This window comes from Methylosinus sp. KRF6, assembly GCF_018887255.1.
Lineage (GTDB): Bacteria > Pseudomonadota > Alphaproteobacteria > Rhizobiales > Beijerinckiaceae > Methylosinus > Methylosinus sporium.
In genome coordinates, this window is record NZ_JAHLJF010000001.1 from 2,791,048 (window position 1) to 2,803,658 (window position 12,611).

At 66.0% G+C, this 12,611-nt stretch carries 14 protein-coding genes; 4 read left to right on the forward strand and 10 right to left on the reverse strand.

The window, feature by feature from the left end:
* Window positions 1-17 precede the first annotated feature (17 nt).
* Window positions 18-431 carry a heme-binding protein gene (locus KP010_RS13335; RefSeq protein WP_166141370.1) on the reverse strand — a complete coding sequence of 138 codons (414 nt, stop codon included), beginning with the start codon at window positions 429-431 and terminating at the stop codon, window positions 18-20.
* 151 nt (window positions 432-582) lie between these two features.
* Here KP010_RS13335 and KP010_RS13340 point away from each other — a divergent pair, with 151 nt between their 5' ends.
* Together KP010_RS13340 and KP010_RS13345 are read left to right on the forward strand one after the other, a co-directional pair.
* Window positions 583-2,076, forward strand: a complete 1,494-nt coding sequence (locus KP010_RS13340) for an FAD-linked oxidase C-terminal domain-containing protein (RefSeq protein WP_108915393.1) — start codon at window positions 583-585, stop codon at window positions 2,074-2,076.
* A gap of 173 nt (window positions 2,077-2,249) precedes the next feature.
* Window positions 2,250-3,164, forward strand: a complete 915-nt coding sequence (locus KP010_RS13345; protein WP_166141371.1) for a LysR substrate-binding domain-containing protein — start codon at window positions 2,250-2,252, stop codon at window positions 3,162-3,164.
* 15 nt (window positions 3,165-3,179) lie between these two features.
* Here KP010_RS13345 and KP010_RS13350 read toward each other — a convergent pair whose 3' ends face one another.
* On the reverse strand, window positions 3,180-3,764 hold the full coding sequence (locus KP010_RS13350) for a L,D-transpeptidase (RefSeq protein WP_166141372.1): 585 nt from the start codon (window positions 3,762-3,764) through the stop codon (window positions 3,180-3,182).
* A gap of 242 nt (window positions 3,765-4,006) precedes the next feature.
* Between KP010_RS13350 and mepA the strand changes: the two genes are divergently transcribed.
* The gene (gene mepA, locus KP010_RS13355) at window positions 4,007-4,921 is read left to right on the forward strand and encodes a penicillin-insensitive murein endopeptidase (protein WP_166141373.1); all 915 of its coding nucleotides are present in this window, start codon (window positions 4,007-4,009) and stop codon (window positions 4,919-4,921) included.
* A gap of 30 nt (window positions 4,922-4,951) precedes the next feature.
* On the opposite strand, the gene msrA is transcribed toward mepA, so the two are convergent.
* From msrA to epmA, 3 genes are all read right to left on the reverse strand, one after another.
* The gene (gene msrA, locus KP010_RS13360; RefSeq protein ID WP_305799960.1) at window positions 4,952-5,545 is read right to left on the reverse strand and encodes a peptide-methionine (S)-S-oxide reductase MsrA; all 594 of its coding nucleotides are present in this window, start codon (window positions 5,543-5,545) and stop codon (window positions 4,952-4,954) included.
* A 72-nt stretch (window positions 5,546-5,617) separates the two neighbouring features.
* A complete protein-coding gene (locus tag KP010_RS13365; protein ID WP_108915601.1) occupies window positions 5,618-5,935 on the reverse strand; it encodes a hypothetical protein in 318 nt (105 codons plus the stop codon).
* A gap of 80 nt (window positions 5,936-6,015) precedes the next feature.
* On the reverse strand, window positions 6,016-7,053 hold the full coding sequence (epmA, locus tag KP010_RS13370; RefSeq protein ID WP_216280959.1) for an EF-P lysine aminoacylase EpmA: 1,038 nt from the start codon (window positions 7,051-7,053) through the stop codon (window positions 6,016-6,018).
* A gap of 213 nt (window positions 7,054-7,266) precedes the next feature.
* Between epmA and efp the strand changes: the two genes are divergently transcribed.
* Window positions 7,267-7,836, forward strand: a complete 570-nt coding sequence (efp, locus tag KP010_RS13375; RefSeq protein ID WP_108915389.1) for an elongation factor P — start codon at window positions 7,267-7,269, stop codon at window positions 7,834-7,836.
* Window positions 7,837-7,885: 49 nt separating this feature from the next.
* On the opposite strand, the gene KP010_RS13380 is transcribed toward efp, so the two are convergent.
* The 5 genes from KP010_RS13380 to ccmE form a co-directional block, all read right to left on the reverse strand.
* On the reverse strand, window positions 7,886-8,296 hold the full coding sequence (locus tag KP010_RS13380) for a very short patch repair endonuclease (protein WP_142862780.1): 411 nt from the start codon (window positions 8,294-8,296) through the stop codon (window positions 7,886-7,888).
* 5 nt (window positions 8,297-8,301) lie between these two features.
* Entirely contained in the window at window positions 8,302-9,453 is a 1,152-nt protein-coding gene (locus KP010_RS13385; RefSeq protein ID WP_142862779.1) for a DNA cytosine methyltransferase, read from the reverse strand.
* Between the two features lie 90 nt (window positions 9,454-9,543).
* Window positions 9,544-10,023 (reverse strand): cytochrome c-type biogenesis protein, encoded by a 480-nt coding sequence (locus tag KP010_RS13390; protein ID WP_185966481.1) that lies wholly within the window; start codon window positions 10,021-10,023, stop codon window positions 9,544-9,546.
* A 182-nt stretch (window positions 10,024-10,205) separates the two neighbouring features.
* Entirely contained in the window at window positions 10,206-12,167 is a 1,962-nt protein-coding gene (locus KP010_RS13395) for a heme lyase CcmF/NrfE family subunit (RefSeq protein ID WP_142862777.1), read from the reverse strand.
* On the reverse strand, window positions 12,164-12,610 hold the full coding sequence (gene ccmE / locus KP010_RS13400) for a cytochrome c maturation protein CcmE (RefSeq protein ID WP_142862776.1): 447 nt from the start codon (window positions 12,608-12,610) through the stop codon (window positions 12,164-12,166). Before ccmE ends, KP010_RS13395 begins: the two co-directional genes overlap by 4 nt.
* Window position 12,611: the final 1 nt, after the last annotated feature.

Consider the following 12,611-nt stretch of genomic DNA (forward strand, 5'->3'; position numbering starts at 1 on the left):
ATCATCGCCGCTTTTCGTCATGATTGCCCATCATCCAGGCTATCGGCCCCCGCTTTCGCGACGATTCCATCCTGGAAGGATTGCACGCCGGAGACGCCGATCGCTCCCACAATATCGCCGCGATAGACGAGCGGCAGGCCGCCTTCCACCGCCGTGATCCCGGGCAGGCTGAGCATGGCGACGCGGCCGCCGGCGACGATGTCCTCGAGCGCCTTGCTCGGACGCTTGAACAAGGCCGCTGTGCGCGCCTTCTGCGTCGCGATCTCGGCGGAGGCGGGCTGCGTTCCGTCGATGCGCTGCAAAAGCACGAGATGACCGCCCTCGTCTACGATGGCGATGACGACGCTCCAGCCATTCTTCACCGCTTCGGCCTCGGCCGTGGCGGCGACATGTCTGGCGTCGGCGAGAGTGAGAGCGAATCTGGTCTTCATCGTCTGGGAGTCCTCTTCTTCGCAACCGCAGCGAGCGCCGCTCTTGCACGTCGGCGCCCGCTCGAATAGGGAGGTTACGAGCACGACACGGCCGGGACGCGCAAGCCGGCCGCAGCGCCGAGCCGCAGTTTCGGCAATTTAGTGAGACCGCATGTCCCTCCTCATGCCGCTGCCCGAGCAGGCGATAATGGCGCGCCGCGAGGAGCTGATCGCGCGCCTTCGCGCCATTCTGCCCGCAGCCAATGTCATCGCGGACGAAACCGCGCGCCGCGCTTATGAATGCGACGCGCTGGTCATGTATCGCGCTCTGCCGCTGGTCGTGGCGCTGCCGGAGACGGTGGCGCAGGTGAGCGCGATCATGGCGCTGGCGCAGGAGATGAGTGTGAAAGTGGTGCCGCGCGGCGCCGGCACCTCGCTCTCCGGCGGCGCGCTGCCGCTCGAGGACGGCATTCTGCTCGGAATGTCCAAGTTCAATCGCATATTGGAGGTGGATTTCGAGAATCGCTGCGCGCGCGTGCAGCCCGGCGTGCAAAATCTCGCCATTTCGAAAGCCGTCGAATATGCGGGCTTCTATTATGCGCCCGATCCCTCCTCGCAGATCGCCTGCACCATAGGCGGCAATGTCGGCGAGAACGCCGGCGGCGTGCATTGCCTGAAATATGGGCTGACCACCAACAACATACTCGGCCTCGAGATGGTGCTGATGGGCGGCGAGGTGCTGCGCCTCGGCGGCAAGCATCTGGACAGCGAGCTCTATGATCTCATGGGGCTGATGACGGGCTCGGAAGGGCTGCTCGGCGTGGTGACGGAAGTGACGGTGCGGCTGCTGCAAAAGCCGGTTTCCGCCCGCGGCCTGCTGCTCGCTTTTCCCACAGTGGAGGCCGGCGCGCGCTGTGTCGGCGCCATTATCGCGCATGGCATTATTCCGGGCGGGCTCGAGATGATGGACGCCGCCACCATTGGCGCTGTCGAGAATTTCCAGCCCTGCGGCTATCCGCTCGACGCCGGCGCCATCGTCATCGTGGAACTGGACGGCACGCCGGCCGAGGTCGATCATCTCGTCGCCGTCGTCGAGAGCATCGCTCGCGATGAAGGCGCAACGCAGACGCGCGTCTCGCAGAACGAGGCGGAGCGGCTACGCTTCTGGGCCGGACGCAAGAACGCTTTTCCGGCGGTGAGCTGCATCGGCCCGGATTATCTCTGCATGGACGGCACGATCCCGCGCGGCCGGCTGCCGGAGGTGCTCACGCGCATGGACGGACTGGCGAAGTTTCACGGGCTTCGCGTCGCCAATGTGTTCCACGCCGGAGACGGCAATCTGCATCCGCTCATTCTCTATGACGCCTCCAAGGAGGGCGATATCGAACGGGCCGAAAAGCTCGGCGCCGATATTCTCCGCCTCTGCGTCGAAGTCGGCGGCGTGCTGACCGGCGAGCATGGCGTCGGCGTCGAGAAGCGCGATCTGATGGGCGAGATGTTCGACGAGACTGATCTGGCGCAGCAGCAGCGGGTCAAATGCGCCTTCGATCCGCAGCACAGGCTCAATCCGGGAAAAGTGTTTCCGACTCTACATCGCTGCGCCGAACTCGGCATGATGCATGTGCAGAGCGGCAAGCTGCCGTTCCCAGAGCTGCCGAGGTTTTGAGCGCGATGAATGCCGGTTTTCAACCATCTCCGTGCGCGCTCCTTCTCCCGCCGAGCGGGAGAAGGAGGGGCTGTCAGATGAAATGGATTCATTCATCATCTTACGGCAAAGCCTTTGACAAACGGACCGATCGCCTTCATGAGATGAATAAATCTCATTTATGAGAGGCGGCGATGCGGGCTCTGCCCTCGCTTGTGTCCTTGAGGGCTTTCGAGGCGGCCGCGCGGCGGGAGAGCTTCAAGCTCGCCGCCGCCGAGCTCGGCGTCACGCCGACGGCGATCAGCCATCAGATCAAGGGCCTCGAAACCGAGCTCGGCCTGCGTCTCTTCACGCGCAAGGCGCGCGAGGTCGCGCTGACGCCGCGAGGGCTGGCGCTCTATCTCGATCTGCGCGTCGCCTTCGATTCCATGGCCGAGGCGGTGGATCGCGCGCGCCGGCCGACCGAGCGCAAGCAGGCGGCGACCCTCTCTGCGACTGTCGCCTTCACCTCGCGAGCGCTGGCGCCGCGCGCGGAATCCTTCCGCGGCCGCAATCCCGGCTGGGACTTGCGGCTGCACGCCTCCGACCGGCCGGCCAATCTGCGCGCCGGCGAGGCCGACGCCGCGATTCGCTGCGGCGTCGGCCACTATTCCGGCCAGGTGGCGACGCCGCTGTTCACCGATCGCTATGCGCCCGTATGCAGCCCGCGTCTCGACATACGCCGCCCCAAGCATCTCGCCGGGGCGACGCTCATTCATCGCGAATGGGGCCCGCACGCCAATGGCCCGCGCCTGCCGAGCTGGCGCCGCTGGGCCGACGAGCGCGGCGCCAAGAGCTTCGACCCGGAACTCGGAATCGTCGTCGCGGACGAGGAGAGCGCCATTCGCGCCGCGGTCGCCGGTCGAGGCGTGGCGCTCGCCAGCCTGTCGCTGGTCGCCGCCGAACTCGCCTCCGGCGCGCTCACGCAGCCCTTCGGCCCCGTGCTCGACGGGCTGCAATATGACTTCGTCCACCCGCTCGGCGCGGATGACCGTCCGGCGGTCGCCGCGCTCAAAGACTGGGCCGTCGCCGAATTCGCGACCGAGCCGGCAAAGGCCGCGCTCGGCTGAATCGGCTGCGCGACGTCAATAGCCGAAGGGGCTCGTCATCGGTGCGGATTGCCAGCTCTTCACGCTCGAGGTGATGGAGCGATAGCGCTGGCTCGGCCCATAGGCGAGCGCATGGGAGCGGTGCGGCCGATGCAGCTTCGCCACCTGGGCGCGATGCGTCTTATGCGCCGCATAGCGCGTGGGCGACGAGCCGGTGATGGAAATCTGCGCGCCTTCCTGTTGAACGAGCTTGTAGAGCGTCGCGGCGTTGGCCGGCGAGATGCGCACGCAGCCATGCGAGGCCGGACGGCCGAGCGCGCCGGTCGCATTGGTGCCGTGGATCGCATAGCCGCCGTTGAAGAAGATCGAATGCGGCATGGCCGAATTGTGATATTTGCGCGAATAATGCATTTTTTGCAGGCTGGTCGGCGAATAGACGCCGCGCGGCGTCACATAGCCCGCGCGCGCCGTCGAGACAGGCCAGCTATGGGAGCCTTTGGAGGACTCGACCTGCATTCTCTGGGTCGAGAGATCGATATGGATTTGCACGGTCGCCTGAGCCGCGCCGATCGATGCGAACAGCGCGACGAGAACGAGCCCGAGGGCTTTGAAACAACGCATCACAACACTCCCCACGAACACGAGACACATGCCGCACAGTTAGGGCGGCATAAAATGGCGCCTCTTACGTAGGGGCAATCTATATCCGAGGGTAAGGTTGACGCGAAAGCCGAAAAACGAGGCGATTCGATTCGCCTTCTCTTTCCGATGCTGCGCGGACTGGCGAAAAGACCGAAAAGCGACCAGATTCCGACCGATTCTCGCTTTACCTTCCCCCCTCATCGCTGCGAAGGGCCGCAAAAATGATCCAACCGAGATCGGCCGCATTCGTTCTCTGGCTCGCCGCGATCGCCCCGGCCTTCGCGCAGGACAAGGGCACGCTGGATCCCAAGCCCTTGCCGCCGCTCGCCCATCCCGATGATCCATCGACGCCCGCCAAGGAGCTGTTCGGCCGCGCGACCGGCCCGGCCCCGCTCGATCCCGATCCGGTCGGCTTTTATTCGCATGGCTGTCTCGCCGGCGCCGAGGCGCTGCCGGTGAACGGTCCGAATTGGCAGATCATGCGCCTGTCGCGCAATCGCTTCTGGGGCCATCCGGCGCTCATCGGCTTTCTGCAACGCCTCGCCCCGGCGGCGTCGCAGGCCTCCGGCTGGCCGGGCCTGCTCATCGGCGATATTTCGCAGCCGCGCGGCGGCCCCATGCTCACCGGCCACGCCTCGCATCAGATCGGCCTCGACGCCGACATTTGGCTCACCCCCATGCCGCAGCGGGAATTGTCGCGCGCCGAGCGGGAGGAGATGTCGGCCACCGATATGGTGCGCGAGGATCGGCTCGATATCGATCCCGAGGTCTGGACCGAGGGCCATCTCGCCGTTCTGCGCACGGCGGCGCGCGCGCCGGAGGTGCAGCGTATCTTCGTCAACGCCGCCATCAAAAGGGCGCTGTGCCGGCAGGCGACCGGCGATCGCTCCTGGCTCGCCAAGGTGCGCCCCATGTTCGGGCACAATTACCACTTCCACATAAGGCTCTATTGCCCGAAGGATGCGGAGAGCTGCAAGGATCAGGACCCCGTGCCGGCGGGCGACGGCTGCGATTCATCCCTCGCCTGGTGGTTCACCGACGAGGCGCTGCACCCGAAGAAATCGACCAAGACCTGGCCGCCCATGACCATGTCCAAGCTGCCCGCCGAATGCCGCCAGGTTCTGAAGGCGAAGTAGCTCGTTGAAGGCGCGATAGGTGAATTGAATTCAGCCTGGATTCGCGCCCGGCTCGACGCCGAGCCCCACGGGGCAGGCGACGCCCGTCCCGCCGAGGCCGCAATAGCCGTCGGGGTTCTTGGCGAGATATTGCTGGTGATACTCCTCGGCGTAATAGAAGTGCGGGGCCGGCGCGATCTGCGTCGTGATCGGCCCGAAGCCTCGGCCCGCCAGCGCCTCGCCATAGGCGCGCTTGGACACCTCGGCGATCCGCAGCTGCTCGTCCGAATAGCAGAAGATCGCCGAGCGATATTGTGTGCCGACGTCATTGCCCTGCCGATTGCCCTGCGTCGGGTCATGGCTCTCCCAAAAGACGCGCAGCAGCTCCTCATAGGAGATTTTCGCCGGATCGAAGACGACGAGCACCACTTCCGCATGGAAGGTGCGGCCGGTGCAGACCTCCTTATAGGTGGGGTTCTCCGTGGTCCCGCCGGCATAGCCGACGGCGGTCGTATAGACGCTCTCGCCGAGCTTCCAAAAGCGCCGCTCCGCGCCCCAGAAGCAGCCGAGGCCGAAGACGGCCTGTTCCAGCCCCGGCGGGAAGGGACCGCGGATCGGGTGATGATTGACGAAGTGATCGGTCATCTCTGTCGACCTTTCGCTCATTGAGCGCCGAGACCTCGATATGGCCCTGCGGCGCCGGCGGCGTAAGGGCGGTCAGCGTAAAGGATAGTCGATCGCCCGGCGGCGCTTGCGGCTCAAAGCAATGAGCAGGCCACCGAGGCCGGTGAGCGTGAGGCTCAAAGGCGCGAGCAGAAGCGCGAAGACGATAGAGGCCCAGATTTGCGGGGCCTTTTCTTCCAAGGCGATGCGGAAAGCCTTCATCTGAGCCGGAAAGAGATCGGCCGCGCCTTCGCTCAGCGGCGTGACATGGAGCCCGTCCCCGGCGAGCGAGCGCGTGCCGTCGACGATGAGCGCCGCGAATCCGCCGGCGAGGAGGAGAAGACCGAGAAAACGAATGAGCAATCTCAGCATGGCGGTTTCGACCCCGATGCGCAGGCTCATGAATAGAATGGGCGGGGGCGTCTGTCCATGGAGGCGGCTACGGGGCGCCGCTACGTCCCCTTTTCCGCCACCGGCGTCCACAAAACCTGCTCGATGCGCTCCGCCCCGCTGGCCAGCATGACCAGCCGATCGAAGCCGAGCGCGATCCCGCTCGCCGGCGGCATATGGGCGAGCGCGGCGAGAAAATCCTCATCCACCGGATAGCGGTCGCCATAGATGCGGGCGCGCTTTTCCATCTGTTCCTCGAAGCGGCGGCGCTGCTCGGCGGGGTCGGTCAGCTCGCCGAAGCCATTGGCGAGCTCCACCCCGCAGGCGAAGAGCTCGAAACGCTCGGCGAAGCGCGGGTCGTCCGCCTTGGGCCGGGCCAGCGCCGCCTCGCTCGCCGGATAATCGCAGAGCAGCGTCGCGCGCGCCCGGCCGAGCTGCGGCTCCACTTTCTCGGACAAAATCTTGCTGAAGAGATCGGACCAATCATCATCCTCGGCGACGCGGATCCCGTCCAGCGCGGCGGCGCGGGCGAGGCCGTCGCGGTCGCCGAGCAGAGCGGCGATGTCCATGCCGGCGTAGCGGTCGAAGGCCTCGCGGCAGGAGATCGCCTCCGGCTCCTCATAAGGATCGACGCTCGCGCCTCTATAGGCGAATCGTTCGACGCCCAGCGCCTCGGCCGCGGCGGCGAGCAGGCCGGCGCAATCCTCCATCAGCCGCTCCGGCGGCTCATGCGCCCGATACCATTCCAGCATGGTGAATTCGGGATGGTGGAGGGCGCTGCGCTCGCGGTTGCGGAACACGCGAGCGAAGGTGAAGATGCGCTCCTCCCCCGCCGCCAACAGCTTTTTGCAGGAAAACTCCGGCGACGTATGGAGATAGAGCCGGCTCGCCGCGCCCGCATCGGAGACGAGATCGACGCCGAAAGCGCTGATATGGGTCTCATTGCCGGGCGAGAGCTGAAGGGCCGCCGTCTCCACCTCGGCGAAGCCTTGGGCGGAGAAAAACTGCCGCAGGGCGGCGGCGATCTTCGCGCGAGCCTTGAGAAATGGCTTGCGATCGGCGTAAACATCCCGGGCCCACCAGGGCGACACTCGCGTCATTCGTCGGGCCATCATAGGTTCGAGGGCGGCGGCCGGGACCCGCGCGAGACGCGCGGACGAGCCATCAGAGCGCTTTCCGCTCGAACGGGACCGTTCGAGTGATCAGAATTCGCTCCCTGCAAATTGGACTCTTTTCCGATCCCTTCGGATCGGAAAAGAGTCCAAGGCGTTCATAGACCGGCCGAACGCGGCCAGCAATCGAGGATAAAACACGTGAAAGTCATCGCCAGTTCGATCCGAAAGGGCAATATCATCGAGAAAGACGACGGCCATCTCTATGTCGTTCTGAAGGCCGAGAGCTTCTTCCCCGGCAAGGGCACTCCTACGACGCAGATCGACATGCGCCGCCTCGCCGACGGGGTGAAGGTCGCCGACCGCTACAAGACCACCGAGCAGGTCGAGCGCGCCTTCGTCGAGGATCAGGATTTCAGCTATCTCTTCGGCGATGACGATGGCTACACCTTCATGAACACGGCGACCTATGATCAGGTCATCGTGCCCAAGGACGTCATCGGCGATCAGGCGCAATGGCTGCAGGAAGGCATGGTCTGCATTCTGTCGTTGTTCAACGGAACGGCGGTGGCGATCCAGCTCCCGGCCCGCGTGACGCTCGAGATCACCGAGACCGAGCCGGCGATGAAGGGCCAGACGGCCTCCTCTTCCTATAAGCCCGCCATCGCCTCCAACGGCGCCCGCGTGATGGTGCCGCCGCATATTCAGGCCGGCACGCGCATCGTCATCCAGACGGAAGACGGCTCTTACGTCGAGCGCGCGAAGGATTGATGAGAGCGAATAGCGAGTAGGGAGTAGCGAATAGAGTTCCTTCTATTCGCTATTCGCTATTCGCCAAAAACTCTCGAAGCCTCGCCTCCAGCGAAGCGCGATCTTTCAATTCGCATTCCCACACGATGAGCGCGCGCCAGCCGAGGCTCGCGAGCTTTTCCTGATGCGCAATGTCGCGCGCGCGATTGCGCGCGATCTTGGCGCGCCAATAATCGGCGTTGGTTTTCGGCATTCGCGCGCCGCGCGCGCAATCATGTCCATGCCAGAAGCAGCCATGCACGAATATGGCGCGCTTTCTCCCCACATAGGCGATGTCGGGATTGCCCGGCACATCCTCGCGATGCAGTCGGTAATGCGGCGCGAAGCCGCGCAGCATCTCGCGCACGGCTTTTTCCGGAGAGGTGTCGCGCGACTTCACCGCGCGCATGATGGCGGAGCGTTTGGCGGGGTCTTCCGCCATCGCCGTCAGGCGGCTGCTCTCGAGAGGCCGCGCAGCGTAGTGAGCAGCGGCTCGAGAATATGCGCCGCTATATGGCGCGCCACGGGCGCGACGACGCCGTCGCCGGTGAGGTGATAGGCTTCGTTGTAATTGCGCGGCAGCTGGTAGTCCTCGGGCAGGCCCATCAGCCGCGCCGTCTCGCGCGCGGAGATCAATCGCGAGCGCACGCGGCCCTTCTCGACGATCAGCACGAATTGCCGGCTGGAGCCGCCGGCGGGCGTGCGCAGGCAGCCGGCGAGATCGTCGAAACGCGCCTCGGCGCGCTGAATCTTCACGCCATCGGCGCCGTAGCGCGTGCGGCGATAGAGCGTTCCCACCATGCGCCGCCCGGCGCGCTTCGCCGCCTCCACCTTGGCGCGATTGAGATCGCTCATCTTGGCGAGCAGCGCTTCCGTCTCCTCGCGATCATGCCAGGCGACGCCTTCCGGCCTGTCGTCGATAAGATCGGCGAGGCGCGTGTTGCGCGCGGCGGGCGCGGCGAGGCGCCACCAAATCCACTTCTCGCGGAGCGCGTGCGGCAGACGCTCCTGCGTCGTGAGCAGCGCGCGCGTATGCCAGAACGGCGAGGGCTCCGCAGTCGTCAGCTCGGCGGGGGCTACGAAATCGCCATGCAGCGCGACGATGAACAAGCGCGGCCGCGATTGCGGCACGAACAGCGCCGCGTCTATGACCAGCGCGCCGAAGCGATAGTTTTCGCCGGCGAGCGCGCCGCAGAGCGATTCGAAATCCTTCCCGCCATGCGAGGTCAGCGCGCCGCAGACATTCTCCAGCACCAGCAGCGGGGGATGGCGCCCTTCCTTGCGCAGCGCTTTGACGATCTCGAAAAAAGGCCAGAAGGTCCCGGAGCGCTCGCCCTTCAGTCCCGCGCCGGCGCCGGCGAGCGAGAGGTCCTGACAGGGGAAGGAGGCCCAGACGAGATCGGCGCGGCCGGACAGATCGGCGGTCGTCACCTTGCGCACATCGCCGGGGAAGAGCTCTTCGCCGCCCCAATTGGCGCGATAGCTCTCGCATTTCTTCAAGTCGAAATCATTGGCGAAGAGGCATCGCCAGCCGGCGCCGAGTCCGGCGCGCGCCATGCCGCCGCCTGCGAAGAATTCGTAATAGCTCGGTCTGTCCATGCGGCGAGTCTAGCGCGATTCGAGAGGCTGCGACATGCCCCCTTGTCCAGCCCTCCGCCGCTATGCGGGAGAGAGCGCGGACTCGGCGCTTCATGAAGGTTGCGCGTCGCCTTTGCCGTTTCCCTCTCCCGCGTCGCTTCGAGAGGGAGGGGGCTCCACGCCCAGCGCCTGCAATTGCGCGCGTTCTTCCGCGGTGAGCATCGCTGGATCGATGCGCCGACGCCCGCGGCGCACCGCAGCGAAGATCGCCCAGACGCCCCCGATCAGCGCCAGCGCGGGGGCCGCCCAGAGCAGCAGAGTCTCTCGCTTCACCGGCGGCCGCAGCAGCACGAAATCGCCGTAGCGCGCCACCACATAATCGCGCACCTCGGCGTCGCTCGCACCGTCCTTCAGCCGCTCGCGCACGATGACGCGCAGGTCCTTGGCGAGCGGCGCGTCGGAATCGTCGATGGATTGATTCTGGCAGACGAGGCAGCGCAATTCGGTCGCGATGGCGCGGGCGCGCGCCTCGAGCTTGGGATCGGCGAGCTTTTCGGAAGGCTCCACCGCGAGAGCGGGAGACAGGAGCATGGCGCCGAGCGCGAGTGACAAAAGAAAGGGCGTTCCCCTCTCCCGCTTGCGGGAGAGGGTGGCTCGACGAAGTCGAGTCGGGTGAGGGTCCGCGCCGACGCCCTCATCCGTCGCGCATTCGTGCGACACCTTCTCCCGCGAGCGGGAGAAGGGGCGCTCCCCGAGCGAGTGGAAATATTTCATCACTCCGCCGCCTGTGGCTGCGCAGCCGTGCGGGCGCGGCTGGCGACGCCGATGCGCAGGCGCCGATCGGCGAGCGACAATCCGCCGCCGAGCGCCATCACCACGGCGCCGAGCCAGATCAGCAGCACCAGCGGCTTGTAATAGAGCCGCGCGTCCAGCGTGCCGTCCTCATGCTGCTCGCCCAGCGCCGCATAGACCTGGCCGAGGCCGAGCGTGACGATGCCCGCCTCCGTGCGCGCCATGCGCCGCGCCTGATAGAAGCGCTTCGCCGGCTCTATGCGCGCGATCGTCTCGCCGCCCTTGCGCAGCGCCATGACGGCGTAAGTTTCCGCATAATTGGGGCCGGCGCGGGAGGCGATGTCCTCGATCGTGACTTGATAGGGGCCGACCTCTTGGGCGACGCCGGGCTTCATGGCGACGATCTGCTCGACGCCCCAGCCGGTCGCGGCGAGGCCGAGCAGCGACAGCCCCATTCCCGCATGGGCGATCGACGTTCCCCAGGCCGAGAGCGGCAGCCCGCGCAAACGTGCGAGCGCATTGCCTTGCGCGGCGCGCTGCGCAATGTCGGTGAAGGCGCCGATGACCAGGTAAACGGCGAGGCCCGCGCTGACGATGGAGAGAGCCGGCGCGCCATAGAGCGCGCCGAAAGCCGCCAGTGCGACGACGCCCGCCGAGAAAGCCGCGCGCAGGCGCTGCAGCGCGGCGGCGAGATCGCCGCGCTTCCAGGCGAGCATTTGGCCGATCGGCATCAGCAGCACGAGCGGCAGAGCGATCGGGATCAGCACCGTGTCGAAGAAAGGCGCGCCGACCGAAATCTTGTCGCCGGTCAGCGCCTCCAGCGCCAGCGGATAGAGCGTGCCGATGACGACGGTCGCGCAAGCGACCGTCAGCAGCAGATTATTGACGACCAGCGCGCCCTCGCGCGAGATCGGCGCGAAGAGGCCGCCCGTCGGCAGAGCGCTGGCGCGAAAGGCGAAGAGCGCCAGCGCGCCGCCGATGAAGGCGACGAGTATGGCGAGAATGAACACGCCGCGCTGCGGATCGCTGGCGAAAGCGTGCACGGAGGTGAGCACGCCCGAGCGCACGAGGAAAGTGCCGAGCAGCGACAGCGAGAAGGCGAGAATGGAGAGGAAGATCGTCCAAACCTTCAGCGCCTCGCGCTTCTCCATCACGGCCGCGCAATGCAGCAGCGCCGTGCCGGCGAGCCAGGGCATGAGCGAAGCGTTCTCGACCGGATCCCAGAACCAGAACCCGCCCCAGCCCAAAGTGTAATAGGCCCAGTAGGAGCCCATTGCGATGCCGAGCGTCAGGAAGATCCAGGCGGCGAGCGTCCATGGCCGCACGAAGCGCGCCCAGGCGGCGTCTATGCGTCCGCCGATCAGCGCCGCGGCGGCGAAGGAAAAGACGATCGAGAAGCCGACATAGCCGAGATAGAGCAGCGGCGGGTGAATGGCGAGGCCGGGGTCCTGCAGAATGGGGTTGAGGTCGCGCCCTTGCCAGGGCGGATCGGCGACGCGCGCGAAGGGATTGGAGGTCAGCAGGATGAAGGCGAGAAAGGCCGCGCCCATCAATCCCTGCACGGCGAGCGTATCGGCGCGCAGCACATCCGGCATGGCGCGCGAGAGCAGAGCGATGGCCGCGCCGCAGGAGGAGAGCACCAGCACCCACAGCAGCATGGAGCCTTCGTGATTTCCCCACACGCCGGAGATTTTATAGATCATCGGCTTCAAGGAATGGGAGTTCTCGATCACATTGACGAGCGAGAAATCCGAGACGACATGCGCATAGGTCAGCGCGCCATAGGCCGTGGCGACGAGGAGAAATTGCGCCACCGCCACGGGGCGCGCGACGCGCATCAGCGACACATCGCGAAGCCGCGCGCCGACGAAGGGAAGAATGGTCTGCGCCAGCGCGAGAGCCAGCGCCAGAACGAGCGCGAAATGGCCGGTCTCGACGATCATTTCTTCGTCCCTTCGCCTTGCCACACGCCCTGCTTCTTCAGCGAGTCGGCGACTTCGCGCGGCATGTAGCGCTCATCATGCTTGGCCAGCACGCTGTCGGCGCGAAAGGCGCCGTCGGCGCCGAGCGTCCCATCGACGACGACGCCCTGTCCCTCGCGGAACAGGTCCGGCAGCAGGCCCTTATAGGTGACGCCGAGATCGGCGGTTCTGTCGGTGACGGTGAAGGCGACATTGCGATCATCGCCGCGCTGCACCGAGCCTTCCTTGACGAGTCCGCCGATGCGCAGCCGCGTTCCCGGCGCGACATGTTTTTGCGCGAGCTCTGCGGGCGAATAGAAGAACACGATATTGTCGCGCAGCGCGAACAGCACCAGCCCGACGGCGATAGCGAGAACCGCGAGCGCGCCGGAGATGAGCGCGAGCCTCTTGCCCTTGCGAGTCATG

Coding starts and splice junctions, on each gene's coding strand:
- KP010_RS13335 (WP_166141370.1), bottom strand. CDS start 431: ATGAAGACCAGATTCGCTCTCACTCTCGCCGACGCCAGACATGTCGCC.
- KP010_RS13340 (WP_108915393.1), top strand. CDS start 583: ATGTCCCTCCTCATGCCGCTGCCCGAGCAGGCGATAATGGCGCGCCGC.
- KP010_RS13345 (WP_166141371.1), top strand. CDS start 2,250: ATGCGGGCTCTGCCCTCGCTTGTGTCCTTGAGGGCTTTCGAGGCGGCC.
- KP010_RS13350 (WP_166141372.1), bottom strand. CDS start 3,764: ATGCGTTGTTTCAAAGCCCTCGGGCTCGTTCTCGTCGCGCTGTTCGCA.
- mepA (WP_166141373.1), top strand. CDS start 4,007: ATGATCCAACCGAGATCGGCCGCATTCGTTCTCTGGCTCGCCGCGATC.
- msrA (WP_305799960.1), bottom strand. CDS start 5,545: ATGACCGATCACTTCGTCAATCATCACCCGATCCGCGGTCCCTTCCCG.
- KP010_RS13365 (WP_108915601.1), bottom strand. CDS start 5,935: ATGCTGAGATTGCTCATTCGTTTTCTCGGTCTTCTCCTCCTCGCCGGC.
- epmA (WP_216280959.1), bottom strand. CDS start 7,053: ATGACGCGAGTGTCGCCCTGGTGGGCCCGGGATGTTTACGCCGATCGC.
- KP010_RS13380 (WP_142862780.1), bottom strand. CDS start 8,296: ATGGCGGAAGACCCCGCCAAACGCTCCGCCATCATGCGCGCGGTGAAG.
- KP010_RS13385 (WP_142862779.1), bottom strand. CDS start 9,453: ATGGACAGACCGAGCTATTACGAATTCTTCGCAGGCGGCGGCATGGCG.
- KP010_RS13390 (WP_185966481.1), bottom strand. CDS start 10,023: ATGCTCCTGTCTCCCGCTCTCGCGGTGGAGCCTTCCGAAAAGCTCGCC.
- KP010_RS13395 (WP_142862777.1), bottom strand. CDS start 12,167: ATGATCGTCGAGACCGGCCATTTCGCGCTCGTTCTGGCGCTGGCTCTC.
- ccmE (WP_142862776.1), bottom strand. CDS start 12,610: ATGACTCGCAAGGGCAAGAGGCTCGCGCTCATCTCCGGCGCGCTCGCG.